Below are 14,591 nucleotides of genomic sequence, written 5' to 3'. Positions count from 1 at the left end.
TTACGCCTTCTCAACGTTAACTAAAAACGCCTTAAATTCCGGCGTCTGTGAGTTGGCGTCGCCGACCGACGGCGTCAGCGTATTGGCCAGGAACCCTTTGCGGGTCGTCCCCTCAAAGCCCCAGTGGCAGGGAATACCGATGGTCGGTACCGCTTTCCCGGCAACGGTCAGGGTTTGCAGGCGCGCGGTCACCACCGCTTTGGCTTTGATAAAGCCGCGCTGCGAAGAGACTTTGACCCAATCACCGGCCTTAATGCCCTTTTCCTGCGCCAGCTGTTCGCCAATCTCAACGAACTGCTGCGGCTGCGCGATGGCGTTCAAACGCGCGTGTTTGGTCCAGTGGCGGAACAATTCGGTGATGGAATACGTGGTGCCAACGTACGGAAACGCCTGCGCGTTACCGAGCGTTTTTTTATCGCTTTCAAACAGACGCACCACCGGGCTATGCACCACATTCGGATGCAGCGGATTGGTACCAATCGGCGTTTCCATCGGCTCGTAGTGCTCCGGGAACGGTCCGTCTGCCAGCTTGTTGAGCGCAAACAGGTGCCCCATGCCATCCGGCAGCATAATGAATGGCCCGACCTTTTCTTCTGGCGCCGACGTCGGCGGGAAGTCCGGGACGTCCAGCCCCTGCCATTTTTTACCGTTCCACTGCATCAGCGGACGTTTTGCATCCCACGGTTTACCCTGCGCGTCGGCGGAGGCACGGTTATAGAGAATGCGACGATTGAGCGGCCAGGCCCATGACCAGTTGTTCACCGCACCGAGCCCCGATGGATCGGCGTTATCGCGGTTCGCCATCTGGTTGCCCTGCTCCGTCCAGCTCCCGGCGTAGATCCAGCACAGACTGCTGGTCGAGCCGTCATCACGCAGATGGGCAAAGGTACTCAACTGCTGCCCGGCTTTCGCCAGCAGGTTGCCCTCTTTATCATAGATATCTTTCAGCGCGCGACCGTTGCTTTCGCGGGCGATCTCTTCCGGCAGCGGATCGTGCGGATTAGCATAACGCCAGTCAATGGCCATCAGCGGCTCCGGCGCCACGCCGCCCTCTTCGCGATACAGCTCGCGCAGGCGCAGGAACAGATGCGCGAGAATTTTGCTATCGTGCAGCGCTTCGCCCGGCGGATTGGCGGCCGTGTAGTGCCATTGAAGCCAGCGTGATGAGTTAGCCACCGAGCCATTTTCTTCGGCAAAGCAGGCGGTCGGCAGACGGAACACTTCGGTCTGGATTTTACTGCTATCCACGTCGTTCATTTCGTCGTGGTTCTGCCAGAAGCTGGCGGTCTCGGTGGCAAGCGGGTCCATGACCACCATAAATTTCAACTTCGAGAATGCCTCGACGGCTTTGTTTTTATTCGGGAAAGATGCCAGCGCGTTGAAACCCTGTACCAGCAGCCCGTTAAACTGGCCGCCGACCATCATGTCGACCTGGCTGAGCACGTCGTACTTTTTATCCCACTTCGGCAGGTAGTCGTAGCCCCACTGGTTTTCCGCCGTGGCGGCATCACCGTAAAAGCCCTTCAGCAGGCTGACCATAAATGCCGGAGTGTTCTGCCAGAAGTTAACCTGGCCTGGCAGCGTCGTTTTCGGCGTAGCCTGCGCCAGCAACGCATCAAGGGTGGTCTGTTTTTCACTCGGCAGCGGCAGGTAGCCCGGCAGCGAGCCATCCAGCAGGCCAAGATCGGTGTAGCCCTGAACGTTTGAGTGGCCGCGCAGCGCGTTAATCCCGCCGCCCATCATGCCGATATTGCCCAACAGCAGTTGCACAATCGCCGCGGTGCGGATGATCTGCGCGCCGTTGGTGTGATGCGTCCAGCCCAGCGCGTAGAGAATTGACGCCGTTTTATTGACGGCTGCGGTTTCGGCCAGCGTCTGCGCCACGCGCAGAAATTCTTCGCGCGGCGTGCCGCAGACAGTTTCCACCATTTCCGGGGTGTAGCGGCTGACGTGCGCTTTGAGCAAATTAAACACGCAGCGCGGATGGCTTAGCGTATCATCACGCTGTACCTGACCGTCGGCGTCGAGCGCATAGGCCCAACTGCTGCGATCGTACTGGCGGGTCGCTTCGTCATAACCGCTGAACAAACCATCATCAAAACGGTAGTCCTCGCGGACAATCAGGCTGGCGTTGGTGAATTCACGCACGTACTGATGCTGAATTTTATCGTGGCTTAACAGATAATTGACGATGCCGGACAGGAAAGCCACGTCGCTGCCTGGGCGCAGCGGCGCATACAGGTCGGCGACGGCCGCCGAGCGGTTAAAGCGCGGGTCAACCACCATCAGCTTCGCGCCGCGGCTTTTCTTCGCCTCAATGACCCACTTGAACCCCACCGGGTGCGCTTCTGCGGCGTTGCCGCCCATAATCAGAATCACATCGGCGTTGCGAATATCAATCCAGTTGTTGGTCATCGCACCGCGACCAAAGCTCGGCGCCAACGCGGAGACGGTCGGGCCATGGCACAGACGCGCCTGGTTCTCAACCGCCACCATGCCCAGGCCGCGCGCAAATTTATTGTCGATAATCCCGGTTTCGTTACTGGCCGCTGAGGAACACAGCATACTGGTTGTCGCCCAGCGGTTTACCGTCACGCCCGCCGCGTTTTTGACGACAAAGTTGGCGTCACGATCGTCTTTGAGTAAACGCGCGATGCGCGTAAACGCGTCGTCCCAGCTTATCCGCTGCCATTTATCGCTGCCCGGTGCACGGTACTCCGGGTAGAGCAGCCGGTTGTCGCTGTTGATAAAATCGACCACGCCAGCGCCTTTGGGGCACAGCGAACCGCGGCTGACCGGATGATCCGCATCGCCTTCAACGTGGTAGATACTTTCGCTCACATTTTTAGCGTTATCGCCGAGGCTATACATAAGCATGCCGCAGCCAACGGAGCAGTAGGTACAGTTGTTACGCGTCTCTTTTGCTTTTAAGAGTTTGTATTGACGGGTTTCCGCCTGAACGGAAAATGAGGATAGAAAACCAAGAGAGGCGACAGTTGTCCCTGCCAGACCGCCCGCACACATTCGGAAGAATTGCCTCCGATTAAGCTCCATATAACCTCCAGCTTAAACTTAAGACTAGAAAAGGGGGCTCATTATCGGCCTATCTCGGCAAGATAACCACCAATCTATTGTGGTTATCTGTCAACTACCTACTAGCGGTTAGGCGCCACACGGTTTTCCCGATAAGCGAACGCCTGTTAAAAACAGCGTAAATCTGGGTTAAAACATAATATTTTCAATTCAATTAGCGCCTGAGCAGAAGGATCTCACGTTTTTCCAGGGCTTGCCCTATCGCTGTTCCTCATCACGTACAATCCGCGCAATACATCAGACACTCACCTGACGTTATTCGAATACGATGCGTCAAATAGCGTTTCTTAGAAAGCTTAAAGGACATAATATGCTGGCAGGTGCCCCTTTCTCTGTTCTCGTGACCATTATTATCACCGGTATTCTACTCGCGCCGATCATGCTTTTTGCGACCTCCTGTCTCTATTTCCTTTGCCGACACTACAAGGGCAGCGCGCTCTATATTCTGAAAACCCTCGCAATAGGTCTATTGACCCTACCGGTCGCCCTGCTCATTTTAATGCTTGCCGTCGGTTACTTATTCCTGACTATCTACTTCAACGCTAAACAATGGTCCAAACGGCTTTATCGCCGCGTAACGCCAGCGCGCGCTGATAAAATCCCTGACGGCACAATCAGCGATGAGGACATCGGCGCCAGCACGATTATCATCCATCTTGTACACGGCACCTTCGAAACGGAAGCATCATGGACAAAGCCGGGATCCGCCATGAGACAGGCTATCGCAGACAAACTTCCGACGGCCAAATTCATGCGCTTTTGCTGGAGCGGCGCGAATACGCCGAAGGCCAGAACCCTGGCCGCGAAGGAGCTCGCGGCGAAAATTGAACGTTCTCCCAGCCAGCATCATTATATTATTGCTCACAGCCACGGCGGCAATATCGTTCGCGAAATGTCGCATACTTACCCGAATATCGCGGGTAAAGTCCGCGGCGCGTGTTTACTTTCCACCCCGTTCCTGTACAGAAAAACATTATCGCGTTCGGCAGGGAAACTACTGAGTACCAACGTCTTTGGCTTCACCTTTGCCGTCATGCTGCCAATCGCCGTCATCGCAGAAATAATAGGCATTACCGATTATATTTTTCTTGCGTTAGCGGTGCCGTTGGCTGCACTACTTGAAATAGGGCTGACCGCTCGTTGCAGAAAGTCATATGCAAATGAGGCGGAAAGTGAAGCGGAAAATGACTCCGTGAATTATCGCCGGGTCGCTATATTTCACGCCATCGGCGATGAGGCCGATTCTGCATTAAGATTTGCCAGTTTCGCACACGAATCCTGCTTTGGCGTGCTAGCCCAATTAAACGCCGCCTCCAGGGAGGCGCATAAAAATCGCCATACGCCTTTTATTCTCAGCTACCTGATTTTCATTTTACTCAGCCTCTATAATGCTGCGGTTGGCCAGTTTGACTGGCTTGCCGTCTTTCTCATTGGCGCAATCAGCGTGGGGCTCACGCACCTCTATACGGTCATCAAGAAAAAGCAGGAGATGGCTAACATCCTTATAACGGCCGCACTGCCCATCAACATTTTTTCATTCTGGCTCGCGGCGGCCAAAGCGTTGGCCTACGGGGATTGGCGATTGATATTTTGCCCGGAAATGTTTGTCTCTTCCTCGGAAACACCGACGGGATCGCACGTAATAGAAAAACTGGCGCCCGCCAGCGACGCGGAGATGGTGCATTCCACGCATTCACATCCCGAAGCCGTATTAAATGTTGCGCATTGGCTGGCGGATTGCGTTACCCCTGTCCGCTGTCAGCATGAGATTGACTGCGATCGGTGTGGCGAAACGCTGCGTCATTCACGGTAATTGATCCAGGCACGGCGGGGTTCAGCGCAGAGTCGCCGCCGCGCCACCGTGCGCCTTTTAACAACAAATGCTATGATATCCCAACGTTTTTCGCAGCCCGACCGCCATGTTCAACATGCAAAACGACAAGGAATCCCGGCATGAAACCGAAGTCTGTCACGCTTTATGATGTCGCCGAGCGCGCCAACGTCTCTTATCAGACGGTCTCACGGGTCATCAATCAGGCCGCTCATGTCTCAGAGAGAACGCGGCTCAAGGTGGAAGCGGCGATGGATGCGCTGAACTATATTCCGAACCGGATGGCGCAGCAGCTGGCGGGCAAGCTGAGCCATACGCTGGGCTTTGCCACCAGCAACCTCGCGCTGCATGCGCCGTCGCAGATTGTCGCCGCCGCTAAATCGCGCGCCGGGGAACGGCAGTTTAACGTCGTGATTTCCATGACCGAACAGTCAGGAGCGGAAGCCAGCAAGGCCGCTGTCAGTCAACTGCTGTCACAGCGCGTTGATGGCATCCTGATCAATATTCCCATGGAAGACGATCGGGCACAGGAGATCGTGCGTCTGTGCGGCGCAATACCGGTGCTGTTTCTGGATATCTCGCCGTCCACCGACATGCATCACATCGTTTTCGACCCGCAGATGGGGGCGCGTCTTGGCGTTGAGCACCTGGTCGCATTAGGGCATCAGCATATTGCCCTGCTCACCGGCCCACTCAGCTCGGTATCAGCACGTCTTCGTTTTGAGGGCTGGCAGGCGTGTCTTGCCGCACACCAGCTTGCCCCAGCGGCGATCGTGCACGGTGACTGGAGCTCGCTGTCGGGTTATCAGCACGTGACCCGATTGCTTCACGACGGAATTGTCCCCAGCGCCATACTGGTCGGTAACGATCAGATGGCGCTAGGCGCGCTGCGGGCGCTGCATGAGTTCGGTCTGCCGGTACCGGGCGCCGTCTCGGTGGTGGGCTATGACGATACGGAGGATAGCGCCTGCTTTACGCCGCCGCTCACCACCATCAAGCAGGATTTTAAAACGTTGGGCAATATCGCCGTTGAGCGTTTGCTGGCGTTGATCGAAGGCCAGGACGCCGTCTCTGAACTGCTGCCGGTTAGCCTTATCGAACGGAAAACCACCGCGGCGCCGCAGACTGAGTCCCCCTCAGCGCAGCAGCTTGCTGACGCGTTATCCCGCCTCGCCCGCCAGGTCGCACGACTGAAATAGCCCGCTGCGCCATGGCGGAGCGCCGTGGCGAATATTTGTGAGTTTTATCACCCTCTCTCGCGCTCGGGCTGTACAAGTGCGGGCGCGCCTCGCATAGTAACCCTGATTGTGAGCGAATCACAAAAATACTCAAGGATACTGCAAAATGCGCCAACAACCTCTCTCGTTAGCCGCCATCCTCGCCCGCCGCGACTGGGAAAACCCCGCCGTCACCCAGCTTAACGCGCTGGCCGCCCATCCACCGTTTGCCAGCTGGCGCAGCGCCGATGCGGCGCTGCACGATACCGCCTCGACGTCACAGCAAAGTCTGAACGGGCGCTGGCAATTCAGCTATTTTACGCGGCCAGAGTCGGTACCCGAGAGTTGGACTGAGTGCGACCTGCCTGAATCTGATGAGATTGTGGTTCCCTCCAACTGGCAAATGGCAGGCTACGACGCGCCGATTTACACCAACGTGACCTACCCGATCCCGGTCAATCCGCCCTTCGTGCCACAGGATAACCCCACCGGATGTTACTCGCTCACATTTCACGTCAATCCTGACTGGCTGAACAGCGGTCAAACGCGGGTCATTTTTGATGGCGTCAATTCCGCCTTCCATCTGTGGTGTAACGGCCAGTGGGTGGGCTATGCGCAGGACAGCCGACTGCCGTCTGAGTTTGACTTGAGCCGCCTGCTGGTTGCCGGTGAAAACCGCCTGGCGGTGATGGTGCTGCGCTGGAGCGATGGCAGCTATCTGGAAGACCAGGATATGTGGCGCATGAGCGGCATTTTCCGTGACGTCACGCTGCTGCATAAGCCGGATATGCGCCTGTGCGACGTCCAGCTGCTTCCCCATCTTAACGCCGATTTCAACCGCGCCACGCTGGAGGCGCAGGTCGTCGTCGAAGGCGATATCACCGACGATACGCGCATTGCCGTTCAGCTCTGGCAGGAAGGCCGCCTGGTGGCCGAATGCGAACAGGCGCTGGGGAGCGAGATTATTGACGAGCGCGGGTGCTACAACGATCGCACCACGCTGCGCCTGACGGTAGACAACCCGGCGTTGTGGAGTGCGGAAGTGCCGACGCTGTACCGGACCGTGGTCCTGCTCAAGCGCGGCACAACGCTGGTGGAAGCAGAGGCCTATGATACCGGCTTCAGAAAGGTTGAAATCAGCAACGGTCTGCTCAAGGTTAACGGCCAGCCGCTGCTGATTCGCGGCGTTAACCGTCACGAACATCATCCGGATAACGGCCAGGTTATGGATATGGAAACCATGCGCCGCGATATCCTGCTGATGAAGCAAAATAACTTTAACGCCGTGCGCTGCTCCCACTACCCTAACCACCCGCAGTGGTATCGTTTGTGCGATATCTACGGGCTGTACGTGGTGGATGAGGCCAACATTGAAACGCACGGCATGGTGCCAATGAACCGGCTGACCGACGATCCGCGCTGGTTGCCGGCCATGAGCGAACGCGTCACGCGAATGGTACAGCGCGATCGCAATCACCCCTCGATTATCATCTGGTCGCTGGGCAACGAATCCGGGCACGGCGCCAACCACGACGCGCTCTATCGCTGGATAAAATCCAACGACCCTAGCCGCCCGGTGCAGTACGAAGGCGGCGGCGCCAACAGCGCGGCGACCGATATTATCTGCCCGATGTACGCTCGCGTTGACCAGGATCAGCCCTTCCCGCAGGTGCCGAAATGGTCGATTAAAAAATGGATCGGTATGCCGGATGAAACCCGGCCGCTCATCCTTTGCGAATACGCTCATGCGATGGGCAACAGCCTCGGCGGTTTCCATAAATACTGGCAAGCTTTCCGCCAGTATCCACGCCTGCAGGGCGGGTTTATCTGGGATTGGGTCGATCAGTCGCTCAACAAGCGCGATGCCAATGGCCAGTGCTTCTCAGCCTACGGCGGCGATTTTGGCGATACGCCAAACGACCGCCAGTTTTGCATGAACGGCCTCGTGTTTGCCGATCGTACGCCACATCCGGCGCTGTACGAGGCGCGTCATGCGCAGCAGTTCTTCCAGTTCCAGTGGCTTGCTGATAACCAACTGACGATCGCCAGCGAGTATCTGTTCCGCGCGACCGATAACGAACGGCTGTTCTGGGCGCTAAAACAGGAGGGCGAAACCCTGGCTAGCGGCAGCGTCGCGCTGAATATTGCACCGCGTGGCCAGCAGACAATCACGCTGGCGCTGCCGGAAATCAGCCGCAGCGGCCCGCTCTGGCTGAACGTCGAGGTGCGCCAGACTGCCGCAACGCCATGGAGCGACGCGGGCCACGTTTGTGCCCATACGCAGTGGCAGCTGCCGGGCCAATTGGAATACACGCCAGCCGCTGAACGCGGTAGCGTGCCGGTGCTGGCGCAAAGCGACAGCCACTACACCATCACGCATGGCGCTCAGCGTTGGTACTTCGATCGCACCAGCGGTTTGCTGAGCCAATGGGTCTGCGACGGTGAAAATGTGCTGTTATCGCCCTTACAGGATCAGTTCACCCGCGCGCCGCTGGACAACGATATTGGCGTCAGCGAAGTCACGCGTATCGATCCCAACGCCTGGGTCGAGCGCTGGAAAGCAGCCGGTCACTACGACATAACCTGCCGCCTGGCCCGGCTCCACGCCGATACGCTGGCGCGAGGCGTATTACTGCAGTCAGAGCATCACTGGCTGGCCCACGGCAGGCTGCTGTTTATCAGCCGCAAAAGCTATCTCATCGATGACCAGGGTGAGCTCCAGATAAACGTCGAGGTTGACGTGTCTCGCAGCACGCCCCCGCCCGCGCGGATTGGCCTGACCTGCCAGCTCGCGGAGATCGCAGCAGAAGTGAGCTGGCAGGGGCTGGGCCCGCACGAGAACTACCCTGACCGTTGCGCCAGCGCGCGCTACGATCTCTGGCAGCTTCCGCTGGCGGCGATGTATACCCCGTACGTTTTCCCCAGCGAAAACGGCCTGCGCTGCGGCACCACGCGTCTGACATACGGTGCGAACAGTTGGCGCGGCGATTTCCACTTTAACCTCAGCCGTTACGGCCAGGCGCAGCTGCGGGAGACCTCGCATCGCCACCTGCTGGTCGAAGAGGCCGGAAGCTGGCTGAACATCGACGGTTTCCATATGGGCGTCGGCGGCGATGACTCCTGGAGTCCAAGCGTGTCGGAGGAGTATTTGCTCCAGCGGCCGCACTATCAGTACAGCCTGCGCTGGGCCCGGCGCTAAACCACACCGCGGCGGCCCGTTGTGCCGCCGCATTTCCCCTCGCCAACGTCGATTTTCCGCGTGCGCCCGCTTCCGTCATATGATAATCGTATGTGTACGAACACATATAATTATCGCGCTTTATATCACGGGAATCATTAATGCTGATGAAAACAGCGGCGTCGTCCAATCACGAGGCCAGAGTACAGTTTCGCGCCGGGGTAGTGGCCTGCTTCCCTACCATTCCCGGCTACTGGAGTATTGGCTTTGCCGCTGGCGCCATCGGCACGCTGGCGGGCTTTACCACCCTGCAAACGGCGCTGCTGGCCAGTCTGTTGTACGCAGGTTCGGCGCAGTTTCTGTTCTATTCCCTGTGGGCCGCTGGCGCGGAGGTCGCCTCGGTGGTGGTCAGCGTCCTGCTGGTCAACTTACGCTATCTGCTGATGAGCTCGGCCATGAGCGTCTTCTTTCGCGAACACAGCACGCTGCAAAAAGTGGCCAGCGGCCTGCTGTTGACCGATGAAACCTTCGGCGTCGCCGTTCAGTACGGCGGCACGCACGGCAAAGTGCCGTTTGCATGGATGCTGGGGATTAACGTGGCCGCCTGGCTAAACTGGATCCTCGCCTGCATCGTCGGTGCCGGGCTTGCCTCGGCGCTGCCGCCTGCGCTGATGGAAGGGCTGAGCTTCAGTCTTGTGTCGATGTTTATCGGGCTGGTGCTCATGCTCTGGTTCACCAGCCGCCGTCGGGGGCTGGAAACCGCCGCCATTGCGATTTCAGTGCTGATTACGCTGATGCTGTCAGGCCACGTCGATACCAGCGTGGTGGTGATCGTCGCGGCCTCGGTTTCCGCAACCCTCGCAACGCTGGGGCTACGCCTGTTCAGCAAAGGGGAGCACTAAGATGCAGCGTTCAATTCTGTTTGCCATTATCGCCTCCGCCGTGGTTACCGCACTCATGCGCACCGTCCCCATTCTGCTGCTCTCGCGATTCCGCATGCCGCCCGCGCTACAGCAGTGGCTCAGCTTTATCCCCGCCGCCATTATGTCGGCGATTATTGCCGCCGAGCTGGTGGGTAAACCCGCGTTAACCGCTGGCGGTATCAGTATCTCACTGCTGGCCGCAGCGGCGGCAACGCTGGTCGGTATCCTCAGCCGTAGCCTGTTCGCCACGGTCATTGCGGGCATGGTGGCCTTTACCGGGCTGAGCTATCTGCTCGCCTGATAGCCCCCAAACGCTGGCCGGTTTACTCGGCCACCGCGCCTTTCCCCCGCACGCCAGCCAACACGACCATCATCGCCGCCACCAGCAGTACGCCGCTGGCGGTGAAAATGCCGCTCGCGCCGTTCAGATCGAACACCAGCCCGCCGCCTGCCGCACCGGCGCTGATGGCCAACTGGATGGAGGCGACCAGCAGGCCCCCAGCGCTTTCCGCTTCATCCGGAACGGTGGTGGCAAGCCAGGTCGACCAGCCCACCGGGACCAGGCCAAACGCAAACCCCCACAGCGTCACCAGCAGGCCATCCAGCAGCGCCAGATGCCCGAAGGCCACCATCAGCAGCGCCAGCACCCCCATTGCAAACGGCACCAGCGCAAGCGTCAGGCGCAGGTTACGCGCCAGCAGGTGCCCGGCAATCGAGGTGCCAATCACGTTCGCCACGCCAAAACCGAGCAAGATCAGCGAAATGGTTTCTACGCTCACCCGGCCAACCGTTTCGAGGAACGGGCGCAGATAGGTGAAGAAAGCAAAATGGCCGCTGAAAATAAAGATGGTCGCCAGCAGCCCGCCGATCATCCCCGGTCGGCGCAGCACGGTAAACAGCGTGCCGAGGCTACCGCCGCTTTCCGGGCGCATGGACGGCAACACCCACAGCTGCCACAGCAGCGCCAGCACGCCGGGCACTACGCTGAGGATAAAGACATTACGCCAGCCAATCAGACTGCCGAGGTAGCTGCCGAGCGGAGCCGCTACGACGGTGGCAATCGACACGCCGGCGAAGATAATCGACAGCGCTTTCGGCACGTCGCTGGACGGGACCAGACGCAGGGTTGTGGCGGTCGACATCGCCCAGAAGCCGCCTATCGCTACCCCCAGCAGCAGCCGTCCGGCCAGCAGCACGTGCAGCGAAGGGGCAAACGCCACCAGCAGACTGGAGATAATTTGTAGCAACGTGAAGAACATCAGTACCCAGCGGCGATCGATACTTTTTGTGGCACTGGTAATCAGCAGCCCGGTCACCAGCGCGACCAGCGCGGTAGCGGTCACCGTTTGCCCGGCAATGCCTTCACTTACGCCGAGGCCCGCCGCCATTGGCGTGAGCAGGCTCGCCGGTAAAAACTCCGCGGTAATCAAACCAAATACCCCCAGGGCGAGTGACCACACGGCACGCCAGGCGGGTTTTGCGGGGGCCAGGGTCCCGCTTTCTGCGACGCACGAATTCATCGGTTAATCTCCCGTTATAAAAATGTGATGGCTGTCGCAAAGCATAGAAAGTTCCGCCGGGACGATCTATGATGGATAATCTTCATTTTTTGATAATTCGTCCGGAGTTGCGACAATGTCACTGAATACCCCTGATATGATTAGCGAACTGCTGCGCGGCATGCGTCTCTCCGGCGTCAACTATCGTCGTTTTGAGGCCAGCGCGCCGTTTGGCGTCTCTTTCGGCGACGTTGCCGGCAAAGCCCAGTTCCATTTTGTCAGTCGGGGGCCCGCGATTCTGCAAATGCAGAGCGGTTCACGCTTTACCTTAAACAGCGGCGATGCGGTGTTTATTCCCAACGGCGAAGGCCATGCCCTGCTTTCTGACGATGCCGCCACCGTTACGCCCATCACCGATTACCCCAGTGAGCCGATCTGCAGCCAGGTCCACGATATCCACTGTCCGCATTGCCCTGAGGGTGAGAATGTCGTCATTTTTACCGGGTGTATGAATTTCGAACTCGGCGGCATGCAGCCGCTGGTGAAAGCCATGCCGGAAGTGATGATGGTCAGCAGCCTGATGTCTTCCCGGCCGGAAATACAGGCGCTGTTGTCCGCGATGGAGCGGGAATCGTTGAGTCGCCAGGTTGGGTTTGCCGGGATACTCGCCCGGCTAGCCGACGTCGTGGCCGCATTGATTGTGCGTGGGTGGGTCGAAGCCGGGTGCGGTAAAGCCAGCGGCTGGGTGCAGGTGCTGCGCGATCCGCGCCTGAGTCGGGCTATCTATGCCATGCATCAACGGCCCGGCCTCAACTGGAGCGTAGCCGATCTGGCGAAAGAGGCAGGCACTTCGCGTTCGGTATTCGCCGAGCGCTTTCTGTCCGCCACCGGCACGACGCCGGCAAAGTACCTTGGCGAACTGCGAATGCGACTGGCCGTTCAGTATATTGGCCAGGAACAGCAGGCGATCGAAACCGTCGCCCTGAAGCTCGGCTACGGCTCGGTGGCCGCGTTCAGCCGGGCATTTAAACGGGTGGTCGGCCATTCGCCGGGCGCGCTGCGCGAAGCTGAGCACGCGCCGCCGCAATAGCCATTATAAAGAGCGCTTACAGATACTGAATAACCACTTCTTGTAACTGCGGGTCACCCGGCAGCGTGCGATGGCTAACGGTACCGACGCTGCGCATCAACGGTGTATCTGCCGAGGCGGTCAGCGCCACCTGCTGCACCCGATGTTCGCCGCTGCGATAACAAGCGATCTCCAGCCCCTCGCGTGCGGCCGTCACGCCGCAGCCGCCTTCAACAATCTGGCCGACAAAGTGAATTCTTCCCGACGATGCGCCCTTTTCCGCCTGCGCGATCCCCGCAAACGTCAGGCCTGCCAGCGCCAGGCAAAGCATACGTGCTGTTTTCATCTTCTAACCCCACATCCTGTGAGAAATCTTCGATATCGCGCGGTCACTCACGTCGATACCGCCGTCACCGCTTCCCCTCACCGTCCGCGGCGTTCAGGGGAATGATGTTCTCGACTATATCGCTGATAAATAGCGTCCGATATCCGTCATTCCTCGTATTCACCGCTCTATAGCGCACGCTTTCAGCCTTTATTTTCAGATTATCCTTAGCTCCAGAATAAGCGTATCCGCACTATTACGGCTTGCCTACCCGACGCATTATGTTAGTGTTAAATAATTGTTATAAATATCAGAAGGACGTATTCGTCAGACCTCTCTTTATTTCCGTTGTCGTGCTCGCGGAAATAATCTGCCGCCTCTGGCTTAACACACCAAAATAACAAGGTCACTATGATGCAAACACCCACGTTGCGCGCGCTGACGCTGGCCGCGCTGTTCACCTCACCGACGCTTTTTGCCGCCAGCCTTCCGGGTACCGGCATCACCGTTCACCCCGTGCAAAGCACCCTACCGGAAGAAACGTTTCAGACTGCGCTTATCAACCGCGCGCTGAAGCAGCTTGGCTATGACGTTGCCCCGACGGAAGAAGTGGAATATAACGTCGCCTATACGGCAGTTGCCGCCGGAGATGCCACTTATATGGCCGTTAGCTGGCTGCCGATGCAGCAGAATATGTATGACGCCCGCGGCGGTGATGCCACGTTCTACCGTCAAGGCACGTATATCAGCAATGCTGCCCAGGGATATTTAATTGACAAAAAAACTGCCGATAAATACCACATTAGCGATATTTCCCAGCTCAAGGACCCGCAGCTGGCGAAATTATTTGATGCGGACGGTGACGGTAAAGCAGATTTAGCCGGCTGTAATCCAGGATGGGTGTGCGGTTCCGTGATTGATACGCAAATAAAGGCCTATGGTCTGAGCAATACGGTGACCCAGAATCAGGGAAACTACTCCGCGATTATTGCCGATACCCTTACGCGCTATAAAGCCGGTAAACCCGTACTGTATTATACCTGGACGCCCTATTGGGTAAGCGATGAGCTGAAGCCCGGGACCGACGTAGTGTGGTTAACCGTTCCGCACTCCGCCAACCCGGGGCAATTCAAAGAACAAAATACCGCATTAGCCAACGGCAAGAATTATGGCTTCGCGGTTAACAATGAATACATCGTTGCCAACAAAGCGTGGGCGGCCAAAAACCCGGCGGCGGCAAAACTGTTCGCCGTCGCGAAGCTGCCGCTGGCCGACGTCAACGCGCAAAATCAGCGGATGCACCAGGGCGAATCTAGCGCGGCCGATATTCAGCGCCACGTCGACGGCTGGATTCACGCCCATCAGGCCACCTACGACGGCTGGATCGCGCAGGCTCTCGCCGCGCAGTAGCGAGCAAGCAACGTCCCGGCGCGCGCAGCCCGCGCGCCGTCCTCGT

10 protein-coding genes are annotated in these 14,591 nt (G+C 58.2%); 7 read left to right on the top strand and 3 right to left on the bottom strand.

Features of this window, described 5'->3' with window-relative positions:
• Positions 1-3,054, bottom strand: a complete 3,054-nt coding sequence (gene fdnG, locus H7R56_RS10635) for a formate dehydrogenase-N subunit alpha (RefSeq protein WP_106930253.1) — start codon at positions 3,052-3,054, stop codon at positions 1-3.
• 349 nt (positions 3,055-3,403) lie between these two features.
• On the opposite strand from fdnG, the gene H7R56_RS10630 reads away from it, so the two are divergent.
• The 5 genes from H7R56_RS10630 (at position 3,404) to H7R56_RS10610 (ending at position 10,543) form a co-directional block, all read left to right on the top strand.
• Positions 3,404-4,906, top strand: a complete 1,503-nt coding sequence (locus tag H7R56_RS10630) for a lipase family protein (protein ID WP_106930256.1) — start codon at positions 3,404-3,406, stop codon at positions 4,904-4,906.
• Between the two features lie 140 nt (positions 4,907-5,046).
• On the top strand, positions 5,047-6,123 hold the full coding sequence (locus H7R56_RS10625) for a LacI family DNA-binding transcriptional regulator (RefSeq protein WP_106930258.1): 1,077 nt from the start codon (positions 5,047-5,049) through the stop codon (positions 6,121-6,123).
• Between the two features lie 145 nt (positions 6,124-6,268).
• On the top strand, positions 6,269-9,340 hold the full coding sequence (locus tag H7R56_RS10620) for a beta-galactosidase (RefSeq protein WP_106930261.1): 3,072 nt from the start codon (positions 6,269-6,271) through the stop codon (positions 9,338-9,340).
• Positions 9,341-9,480: 140 nt separating this feature from the next.
• The gene (locus H7R56_RS10615; protein ID WP_106930265.1) at positions 9,481-10,221 is read left to right on the top strand and encodes an AzlC family ABC transporter permease; all 741 of its coding nucleotides are present in this window, start codon (positions 9,481-9,483) and stop codon (positions 10,219-10,221) included.
• Between the two features lies 1 nt (position 10,222).
• Complete coding sequence (locus H7R56_RS10610) at positions 10,223-10,543, top strand: AzlD domain-containing protein (RefSeq protein ID WP_106930267.1); 321 nt, start codon at positions 10,223-10,225, stop codon at positions 10,541-10,543.
• Positions 10,544-10,565: 22 nt separating this feature from the next.
• Here the strand turns inward: H7R56_RS10610 and H7R56_RS10605 are convergent, their stop codons facing one another.
• The gene (locus H7R56_RS10605; protein ID WP_106930269.1) at positions 10,566-11,762 is read right to left on the bottom strand and encodes an MFS transporter; all 1,197 of its coding nucleotides are present in this window, start codon (positions 11,760-11,762) and stop codon (positions 10,566-10,568) included.
• Between the two features lie 115 nt (positions 11,763-11,877).
• On the opposite strand from H7R56_RS10605, the gene H7R56_RS10600 reads away from it, so the two are divergent.
• Complete coding sequence (locus H7R56_RS10600) at positions 11,878-12,831, top strand: AraC family transcriptional regulator (protein WP_106930271.1); 954 nt, start codon at positions 11,878-11,880, stop codon at positions 12,829-12,831.
• Between the two features lie 16 nt (positions 12,832-12,847).
• Here the strand turns inward: H7R56_RS10600 and H7R56_RS10595 are convergent, their stop codons facing one another.
• On the bottom strand, positions 12,848-13,156 hold the full coding sequence (locus H7R56_RS10595; protein ID WP_106930274.1) for a hypothetical protein: 309 nt from the start codon (positions 13,154-13,156) through the stop codon (positions 12,848-12,850).
• 393 nt (positions 13,157-13,549) lie between these two features.
• On the opposite strand from H7R56_RS10595, the gene proX reads away from it, so the two are divergent.
• Entirely contained in the window at positions 13,550-14,545 is a 996-nt protein-coding gene (gene proX / locus H7R56_RS10590; RefSeq protein ID WP_106930276.1) for a glycine betaine/L-proline ABC transporter substrate-binding protein ProX, read from the top strand.
• Positions 14,546-14,591: the final 46 nt, after the last annotated feature.

Source organism: Klebsiella sp. WP3-W18-ESBL-02, assembly GCF_014168815.1.
Lineage (GTDB): Bacteria > Pseudomonadota > Gammaproteobacteria > Enterobacterales > Enterobacteriaceae > Kluyvera > Kluyvera ascorbata_B.
This window is presented reverse-complemented; position numbering and strand designations above follow the sequence as displayed.

What these genes read in the sequence shown, in the direction of transcription:
- H7R56_RS10595 (WP_106930274.1), bottom strand. Translation starts at nt 13,156, where the DNA reads ATGAAAACAGCACGTATGCTTTGCCTGGCGCTGGCAGGCCTGACGTTT.
- H7R56_RS10615 (WP_106930265.1), top strand. Translation starts at nt 9,481, where the DNA reads ATGCTGATGAAAACAGCGGCGTCGTCCAATCACGAGGCCAGAGTACAG.
- H7R56_RS10620 (WP_106930261.1), top strand. Translation starts at nt 6,269, where the DNA reads ATGCGCCAACAACCTCTCTCGTTAGCCGCCATCCTCGCCCGCCGCGAC.
- fdnG (WP_106930253.1), bottom strand. Translation starts at nt 3,054, where the DNA reads ATGGAGCTTAATCGGAGGCAATTCTTCCGAATGTGTGCGGGCGGTCTG.
- H7R56_RS10630 (WP_106930256.1), top strand. Translation starts at nt 3,404, where the DNA reads ATGCTGGCAGGTGCCCCTTTCTCTGTTCTCGTGACCATTATTATCACC.
- H7R56_RS10625 (WP_106930258.1), top strand. Translation starts at nt 5,047, where the DNA reads ATGAAACCGAAGTCTGTCACGCTTTATGATGTCGCCGAGCGCGCCAAC.
- H7R56_RS10600 (WP_106930271.1), top strand. Translation starts at nt 11,878, where the DNA reads ATGTCACTGAATACCCCTGATATGATTAGCGAACTGCTGCGCGGCATG.
- H7R56_RS10605 (WP_106930269.1), bottom strand. Translation starts at nt 11,762, where the DNA reads ATGAATTCGTGCGTCGCAGAAAGCGGGACCCTGGCCCCCGCAAAACCC.
- H7R56_RS10610 (WP_106930267.1), top strand. Translation starts at nt 10,223, where the DNA reads ATGCAGCGTTCAATTCTGTTTGCCATTATCGCCTCCGCCGTGGTTACC.
- proX (WP_106930276.1), top strand. Translation starts at nt 13,550, where the DNA reads ATGCAAACACCCACGTTGCGCGCGCTGACGCTGGCCGCGCTGTTCACC.